This is a genomic window from Haloparvum sedimenti (genome assembly GCF_001462205.1).
Classification (GTDB): domain Archaea; phylum Halobacteriota; class Halobacteria; order Halobacteriales; family Haloferacaceae; genus Haloparvum; species Haloparvum sedimenti.
Genome location: NZ_LKIR01000038.1, coordinates 1 through 7980, shown reverse-complemented (window position 1 = coordinate 7980; position 7980 = coordinate 1). Strand labels below are relative to the sequence as shown.

Genomic DNA, 7980 nt, shown 5'->3' with positions numbered 1-7980 from the left:
GAGTTCCGCGAAATCGCGCTGATGTGTGTCGTCTATAACATCAAGCGCTTCGTCAAACAGTGAATCTCTACGCCTTACAGCGATTCAACACAGCCCTTGAGATCGATAACGTTCCTGACGCCAATCGAATCGTCGGACGAGACGACCATATCACGTTCTTGGCCAAGAATCTCCGGAAGATGCGGACAAATAGCGTCCCGGATAACGTCCTCGAATGGGGCGAAACCGGGACGGGGAAGACACTAGTTGCTAGACACGTCTGCGAGCGACTTGAAGCAGCAACTGAAGGAACGGACTCCCCGATCGTTACTGCGTACATTAATCCGGACCCCATCTCCACGTATACCTCTACCTTCCGAAAGATCGCAGAGCAGGTGAACGCGAAAGCAGAGAACCCGCTTGATGTCCCCTATCAGGGCCTCTCAGCCGAACATTATCGCGACCAGAAATTGTGGCCCGTTGTCCAGAGGGAGTTCTCTGGCGGTCTCGTCGTCATCATCGATGAGATCGACAAGCACGGAGAGGTCAACGAAGTCCTCTACACGCTATCACGGACACAATCAAAAGACGACGTTGACTTCCCAGTCCTTACAATCGGGATTTCGAACGACATCGAATTCAAAGGAGAAATCGAGTCACGGGTCCAATCGACTCTCCAGCCAGAACACCGAACGTTCACACCGTACGAAGAAGACCAGCTCATTGCAATTCTGGAAAATCGACGGGATGCATTTTACGACGGTGTCCTCGACGACGAGGTGATTCCAACCACAGCTGAACTCGCAGCTGAAGAACACGGTGACGCTCGACGCGCAGTCCGATTGTTCCGGAATGCGGGCGAGATCGCCGACGAAGAAGGCGACGATATCGTGACCGCGAATCACGTTCTCGAAGCTGACGAACTCGTCGAAGTTGAACTCTTTATGGAGATGGTGAAAGGGACTCCGCTGTCCGGGAAATTACTCCTGTTTGCTCTCACGCGTCTTGACCGGAATAACCCGGAGAAAGAATGGTTCCGGACGTCAGAGATTCACGAGGTTTACCAAACAGTAGCACGGGACGTCGAAGTAGAGCCCAAGGGATACAATCGTGCGCTTGAGCTTCTGAACAAGCACGTGACGACAGGAGTTCTCGAATCGAAAAAGAAGGAGGGCGGAGATCAGGGGAAGTTTAGGTCGTATTCGCTCCAAGGAGACGTCGAGAGTACACGAACTGGACTGATCAACTCGACGCCGGAACTCCAGACGTTGATGGGATGGTGACACCCCCACCCCTGGGTGTGAATGGTCCCCCATAGGATACGACGGTTGTAGAGATAGAGCGGGAGTCGAGGAAGCAGGGTCGTTTGGCTGAAGAACCTAGTACGGTACGGAGAGCGGCTTACACGTTCTTCCCCGGCAGCTGGCCCGACCCGCTACTGCACCGCACCGTAGCTGTAGTTATCTTTATTATGCTGCAGTCTAAACAGTCCACCGAGTAGACGTATTCTGAAAGGCGAGGCCTTGTGCCGAAGCCGAAGGTTCGCCACTGAGGCGAGAACCCTCCCTACGGCGTGAGGACTTCTGCTGTTAAGGCCTTCTTAATCGCGGTACCCTGGGTGGTGGACCATTCACACTGAGGGGTGTGGGGGTAAACGAGGCGTAATCTATCCGCCTGTTGCTCTGTCTTCTCTCGGCGTGAAGTCTCGTTAGAGATCGGCGGTTGGTAGCCCATTCACACCGAGGGGTGTCGGGTAAACCGATCCCATTCACACTCTGGGGGGTGTCATCTGCTACGCTACGAATCACGTTGAAACGAACATCAGACTACAGTTACATCTCGTCTACTCGTCGGGATTCACCGGCCCTTTGTACTTCGACGTCACCGAATCGCCTTCCCGCCACTGCCAGTAGTAGTAGCGGTTGTCGTTGATCTCCTTGATCGTGATCGTCGCCTTCGCCGGCACGTCGTCTGGGAGGTCATCGGGGCGCTCCTCGACGTCGGCGTCTTCCGCTTCCTCCTCGAGACGAGCTTCCCGCTCTTTGTGTTCGGCCAACGCCTCGGCGTAGCTGGCAACGTCCCGAAGATGCTCCGGTGTGGCTTCATTGAGCGTGTTGACGATCTCCGTCGGGAGGTTCGCCGGTGGGGTCGGGGGTTCGTAGGACATCGGCTACTCTCGTGTTAACCAACACGCCCCCCGAACCCATAGTTTTGTTGGTTAAGACGATAGAGACGGCTCCCGTGCCTGTTGACTGTAACACTACTCGAAACTTCTTTATATACAGGTTTCGTACAATGTTACACTGTGCTCCGGCGCATCGAACTCGAGGTCCTCGCCGCGGTCGACCGCGGCGACACGATTTCCGAGCTCGCGACGAAGCTCGACCACAGCGAGAGCTATCTCTCTCGTGCCGTCACCGATCTCGTTGAGAAAGGGCTCGTCTACACGGAACGCGATGGCCGGCGAAAACGAGTCGTCCCGTCGGATGCTCGTGCCGTCGAACTCTATCGGGACCTCGTCCGCCAGCACTCCCACATCGAGTTCCCCGAGCTGCTGACCGGGAAGGCACTCGAGGTGCTGTACTACCTCGACCAGCCACGAACCGTTTCCGAGATAGCCGACCGGAGCGACAACTACCGCAACACGGTCAACCGCGTCCTCAAGCGGTTTCGCGACCGCGGGCTCGTCGGGACGGACGACGGCCAATACGAGTTCAACGCTGACTTTGACCGCCTCCACGAGTTCGCTCGTGAACTTGCACACCATTCACACCGCCAACGCCTGGAATCCGTCGCCTCGAAGGGCACGATTCTCTGGGAGAACTACGATGAATTTCTCGCGCAGACCGAGACGGAGATCGATGTGGAGGGGTTCCACGAAACCGGCCTCTCTCGGTTTGCCGTGTTTGATCTCCAGTTCCTGCTCACCGGCCACCGCTACTACGTCTACTCCGAGGACCTCGACGCAGTCTCGCCGGCGGACCTCTGCTGTCACACCCTTCTGATCGACGACGGCAGCCGTTACCGCTCGTACTGTCTCCTCCTGCTCAGCCACGTCGACGTCGACGAGGACGACCTTCGAGAGCAGGCGGAAAAGTATGATCTCGAAGACGAAATCGACGTCTTGCTGCGCTACCTCCAGACACACGGCGAGGTTGACGACGACCGGCTCCCAGAGTGGGATGAGTTCCAGGAGCTGGCGGCTGATTACAAAATCGAATCCTGATCGAGTGCTAATTTGGAACGAGTTTCGGGAGTCACGCTTCTTCGGGACGGGGAGCGTTCTCGTACTTGAGCATCTTTTCGGGCTTGTCTGAGATGGTGTCGTAGATCTGCTGGAGGGTCTCCTCTGCGGCGAGCAGGTTGTGTTCCTCCAGGAACTCCCGCCCCTCCTCTGTGAGGCCGTAGAACTTCCAGGGGTAGCCCTGCCGGCGCTGGTCGTCATCGAGGGCGACCGCTTTGACGATACCTGCGTCGATCAGCTTCTGAATGTGTTTGTAGACAGTCGCGTCGCTCACGCTGGGGTTGAGTTCCTCGAGTTCGTACATCGAGGGGAGTTGCTCGGGATGCTGGAGGATATTGTTGATCAGCGCGAACCGCGTCTGTTGGGTAACAAAGTGGACGAGTTCGCGGGATGTCGTGTCGTCGCCGACACTCGAACCAGCGTTCATAACGATGTGTTCAACCGGGCGTAGTAAAGTAGTTTACTCGAGAGTAAACTACCACATCGACTCACTCTGATGGGTGTGTAGCCGAGCGAGGAGGGCAGGCTCGTTCACCGTTCCCCACTTGCTTCCCACTTCGGACGTGGTGTTGGGGACGGGAGGTCGCCAACCACAGTGCGGAGTTCCTCCTCTGTCGTCCACGGGAAGCACCGATTGTGGAGTTCGAATTTGCGGAACTTGTTGAGATGGACCCAGCTGTACGTCGCTGGCTCTGCTCCCTTCTGTAGCCGATCGTCGATCACATCCCAAACCTCCTGTTCGTCGATGTCAAACCCGCTCTCTCGTGCGCGATCAACAAGCGAATCAACCTTTGATTGGACTTCATCCTCCGACAAATCGTCTGCGAACGCAATCTCGAGAGCGGCCTGAATGACGTGCTGTTTCGAGTCAAGGTTCTCGTCAGTCACCCACGCGTAATCGCGCGGGAACACGTACGACTTGTCGAAATACGGCGGGTCATCGATCTCGCCCAATTCAGGAGCCTCACCACCACTCTCCTTCTCGAATACCCCGACGATGTAGTCGCTGTAGGTCGCGAGCAACGAAAACATAATATCGAACGTATTGAGTCGGTCAGTCGGGAGTTCGAGGAGATCACCCATGATGAACGGATAGGCACCGAGCTGCTTCGTGAGTTCGTTCTGGACGGCGCGGAGCCGGCGGAGATAGGGGTCGCGATAGCTCCCCAGGATGAAATACGATGTCCGCTGACTCCAGAGATACGGCAGTTCACGCTGTGTGAACCGCCAAATCTCTCGTTTCTCTGCAGGCTCAAGTTCGATGCCCCCGACGGCCTCGTGAACAACGGTCATAATGTCCCCAGCGTCCGGCGGAGGGCTTGGGTCGGTCATTAACTGCCGATTCAAACCACACCTCCTTATCCTTTCTGAATCACTTTGGTTTTTTCTGACTTAACCAACTTGGATGGCCCTAACTGTTATAGCGCCCTACCTCGTACCGTCACATATGAGCGAAACCGACACTGGCGCGGCCGATGCAGGGCCGTTCGCGGAACAACAGCGGCTGTTCAAGCTGCTGTCCCAGGATACGCGCCATCTCATCATACAAGAGCTGCTGGGCCACCCCGCCCATCTGATGTCGCTCGCCGAACTCGAGTACATGACTGGAAAGAGCCAAGCAGCTATCAAAGATCAGCTGGAGACGTTGATCGACGCCGGGCTCCTCGCACGCTACACATACGAACCAAGTGAGGGAAAACGTGATCTCCCTTCCCAGTTCTACGGGTTCACGGAGCGGGGCGTTGAGATCCTCCACGACTACAAGTATCTCCGTGGCCTCCCGGTCGCACGCGCCCTCTACGAGAACACGCGGAAGACCGAGAAAATCGAGCGCCACGAATCGGCGCCTCGGCCGGAGATTCCGGATGCTGTCGCGCAAGCCCTCGAGTTTGACGAGCCCGATCTCGGCACCGTCGATGGTGGTACAACCCGATAGTTCGTCGGCGAACCACCGCTTTCAACACTCAAACCTGAAGGAGCGTTGATTTCGAACCGTCCTGTGGAGTAGCTCAATCGCTATGCTACGGGGAGGGAAGCCGGCCGTCTGGTCGGGGAACACGGCCCCGTTTAATTTCGTGATCGACGCGACGCAGGTGCTTACAGCCTCCTTCGGGTGAGCGCTGTTGCCAGTCGGGACAGGAACACGACTCGTCGATGACGTCGACTTCGTACCTGTTGCCGGATGCGGACTGTACTTCGTAGCGGCCACCTTTCGAGAGGAGCGAGACGTCCATCGCTTCGGCGACGGCACGCTTCGTGCGGGGCTCGAGATCGTTCTGCGACTGTGTGTTCTCGTCGACGACCAGTCGGTCGCGAACGTCGCCCGTTCGGCCACCGTCCGGAGCGACGGCTTCCGCAGGGCCACTGAGCCGCTCGTGGAGCACTTCCTCCACCGGATGGCCTTCTGGCCACAGGTAGTGGACCTCGCGGCGCTCGCGATGGTCGTAGGAGCCGCACGCCGCTGCGCTCCCAGTCCAGACGCGCCAGGCACCGAGCGCGGCCATCACGTCGACGATGGCCCGTGGAATCGTCTGGTGGTCGTCCGGGAAGAACACCCGGAAGCGGGTACAGGCTTCTTGCGGCGGGACGGTCTCCCACCAGTCTTCGCTGGAGCCCCAGCTGTCACACATCGCCTCGTCGCCGCCGTAGCCGACGGTCACGCCGTCGATATCGGGCACGTCCGCAACCGTGTCGTCAGTCTCGCCTTCGAGCAGCCGAAGGACGCCGTACCGCAGGTACTCGTGTGCTGGATCGTCCGTCGATCGAGCGACCTGGTCGTGCTGTTTTGCAACGCGTTCCGCCTCTTTGAGGACAGCGGACAAATAGGGTTCAGTCATGATTCGTGGAGACGGGACTGCGCCCCCGCCCCTCGGCGGGCGCTGAAAAACTTAACCAACGAATAGCGATCAGTCGTATCCTTTGTTGGTTAATTCATCTCTGCTCGAATGCTGAGCCCGATCGGACTACCGGAGCCAAGAATTGTATATCTGTATAGAGATAACTCTATAGGGAATACGGGGGACAAGACTAATACAGTTAGATACGATACCGATAACTAGCGATGATGGAGTACGTCGACGAGACCGCGGCGAAGATCATGGTCGCGGCCCGGCCGGGCGACTCGATCCGGCGGATCGCCCAGAAGATCGACGGCTCCTATTCGTGGGTCTACGACTGGATCGAGCGGTTAGAGGACGCCGGCTTCATCCGACGTGAGGATGGCGTCTACATCGAGAAGTACGCTGTCAGGGATCGCTACTACGACCTCGTCGCGGCCATTTCCCGCGCTGCTTCCCCCTCGATCGACGAGGGCTACGTCATTCCGCACTTCGCGGGGATGCCCTTTGCGTACACGAAAATCGACGGCGTCTACGTCTGGACCCATGGCGGTTATCAGATCGCCCGCGGCCACGACGACTATCCGATTTTCATTCAGGTTGCCGACCGTGATATCGAACGGTGGACGGCGTTCTTCGATGAGTTCGGGATTCCGAGCCGGATCGAAGAGCGGCCGGATGCGACCGACTCCGACGCGGCCGTCTCGTACGTGTTGTTCCCGACGAGTGGGGAGATCACTCGCGAGTGGATCGACGGCAATCCGGTCATTCCGTTGGATGAGACGATTGAGCACATGTTGGAGTACCGGGTGAACTACGAGCCGGCGTTGGAGATGATCGCCGACGAGTACGACCGCGATATAGACGCGTCCCACGAGGATCCGCGTCTCAACGCATGAGTCTCGGTGAACGCGAAGACGAATTGCTGGACACTCTGGAGGCCGTCATTGACGCTGACCTGCCGTACGTGCTCGTCGGTGGGTGGGCGATCGCGGCGTTCAATCAACGCTTCACCACGGACGTCGACGTCGTCATTCCGGCCCAAGCGGTCGACGACTACACGGACCTTCTCACCGACCGCGGCTACGAGAAAACGGCCGATGTCGAGCGAAACGAACTCTACGAGGGCCGGACTATCCGGTTTAGGAAAGATATCGGGAATCGGGTTCAGTTCGACGCGATGGTGGACGCGCTGGGCTGTCGCCAGACGGAAGCTGAATGGTCGTATCGCTATCTGGCCCAGCACTCTGTCACCGAGGAACTGCGAACCGGGCGCCCGGTAACAGCCAGGATTCCGGAACGGGAGTTGCTGTTCGCGGTGAAACTCCACAGTGGCCGCAAGGCAGACTCTCGGGATCTGGTGGTGCTGGCTGCTGGCGCGGATTTCGACCGGATCGCGACCCATCTGCATCGCGGAGAGTCCGAGAAGCTCGCTGGTCGCATCGAGACTGTCCTCAACCGCCTCACGTCGGAGGATTTCGCAGATGCGTTCAAAGGAGTCTTCGAACAGCAAACGGTTCCCGAACAGGATATCGATGCCGTCGTTGAGTTCCTTCGTGACCAGCAGCGCCGAATCGATTCTGAACGATAACATCGACTGTCGGTGGGGTTTGTCTTGGAATCGATCGAAACGCGCAGGGTCGGACGCCGAACGAATTAACCAACAGAGTGGGATAGTACCCCAAGGCGTTGGTTAACAGCTGGGGAAGGCGTGTTCAGTCCTCGGCGACCGTCCCGATTATCTCTTGCGCGGTCGAACTGATCCGGCCGAGACGCTCCTGGACCACCTCGGGATCGTCGTCCTGCCACGCGGCAAGATAGAACGCCGACCCGCTCGTATCGAGTCCAAAATACCGCCCGACGATGTACGCAACAGCTTCAGCTTCGACCTCGCGTTTCGATCGTTCGTTCTCCTCGCCG

9 protein-coding genes and 1 pseudogene are annotated in these 7980 nt (G+C 57.9%); 5 read left to right on the top strand and 5 right to left on the bottom strand.

What is annotated here, in order from left to right:
* Positions 1 to 59: 59 nt before the first annotated feature.
* Positions 60 to 1262 (top strand): orc1/cdc6 family replication initiation protein, encoded by a 1203-nt coding sequence (locus AN233_RS01970; RefSeq protein ID WP_080508300.1) that lies wholly within the window; start codon positions 60 to 62, stop codon positions 1260 to 1262.
* 560 nt (positions 1263 to 1822) lie between these two features.
* On the opposite strand, the gene AN233_RS01965 is transcribed toward AN233_RS01970, so the two are convergent.
* Complete coding sequence (locus tag AN233_RS01965) at positions 1823 to 2146, bottom strand: hypothetical protein (RefSeq protein WP_058365189.1); 324 nt, start codon at positions 2144 to 2146, stop codon at positions 1823 to 1825.
* 138 nt (positions 2147 to 2284) lie between these two features.
* On the opposite strand from AN233_RS01965, the gene AN233_RS01960 reads away from it, so the two are divergent.
* Positions 2285 to 3205: a helix-turn-helix transcriptional regulator gene (locus AN233_RS01960; RefSeq protein WP_058365188.1), complete on the top strand. Its 921-nt coding sequence runs from the start codon at positions 2285 to 2287 to the stop codon at positions 3203 to 3205.
* Between the two features lie 31 nt (positions 3206 to 3236).
* Here the strand turns inward: AN233_RS01960 and AN233_RS01955 are convergent, their stop codons facing one another.
* Positions 3237 to 3650: a helix-turn-helix transcriptional regulator gene (locus tag AN233_RS01955; protein ID WP_058365187.1), complete on the bottom strand. Its 414-nt coding sequence runs from the start codon at positions 3648 to 3650 to the stop codon at positions 3237 to 3239.
* 104 nt (positions 3651 to 3754) lie between these two features.
* Positions 3755 to 4555, bottom strand: coding sequence for a hypothetical protein (locus tag AN233_RS01950; protein WP_058365186.1), 801 nt, complete (start codon positions 4553 to 4555; stop codon positions 3755 to 3757).
* A 115-nt stretch (positions 4556 to 4670) separates the two neighbouring features.
* On the opposite strand from AN233_RS01950, the gene AN233_RS01945 reads away from it, so the two are divergent.
* Positions 4671 to 5159 (top strand): hypothetical protein, encoded by a 489-nt coding sequence (locus AN233_RS01945; RefSeq protein WP_058365185.1) that lies wholly within the window; start codon positions 4671 to 4673, stop codon positions 5157 to 5159.
* Positions 5160 to 5244: 85 nt separating this feature from the next.
* Here the strand turns inward: AN233_RS01945 and AN233_RS01940 are convergent, their stop codons facing one another.
* Positions 5245 to 6060, bottom strand: coding sequence for a hypothetical protein (locus AN233_RS01940; protein WP_058365184.1), 816 nt, complete (start codon positions 6058 to 6060; stop codon positions 5245 to 5247).
* Positions 6061 to 6287: 227 nt separating this feature from the next.
* On the opposite strand from AN233_RS01940, the gene AN233_RS01935 reads away from it, so the two are divergent.
* Positions 6288 to 6959, top strand: coding sequence for a helix-turn-helix domain-containing protein (locus AN233_RS01935; RefSeq protein WP_058365183.1), 672 nt, complete (start codon positions 6288 to 6290; stop codon positions 6957 to 6959).
* Positions 6956 to 7651, top strand: a complete 696-nt coding sequence (locus tag AN233_RS01930; protein ID WP_058365182.1) for a nucleotidyltransferase domain-containing protein — start codon at positions 6956 to 6958, stop codon at positions 7649 to 7651. The genes AN233_RS01935 and AN233_RS01930 overlap by 4 nt, the downstream gene beginning before the upstream one ends.
* 124 nt (positions 7652 to 7775) lie before the next feature.
* Here the strand turns inward: AN233_RS01930 and AN233_RS01925 are convergent.
* Positions 7776 to 7980, bottom strand: a pseudogene (locus tag AN233_RS01925) (DUF955 domain-containing protein); the annotation flags it as partial.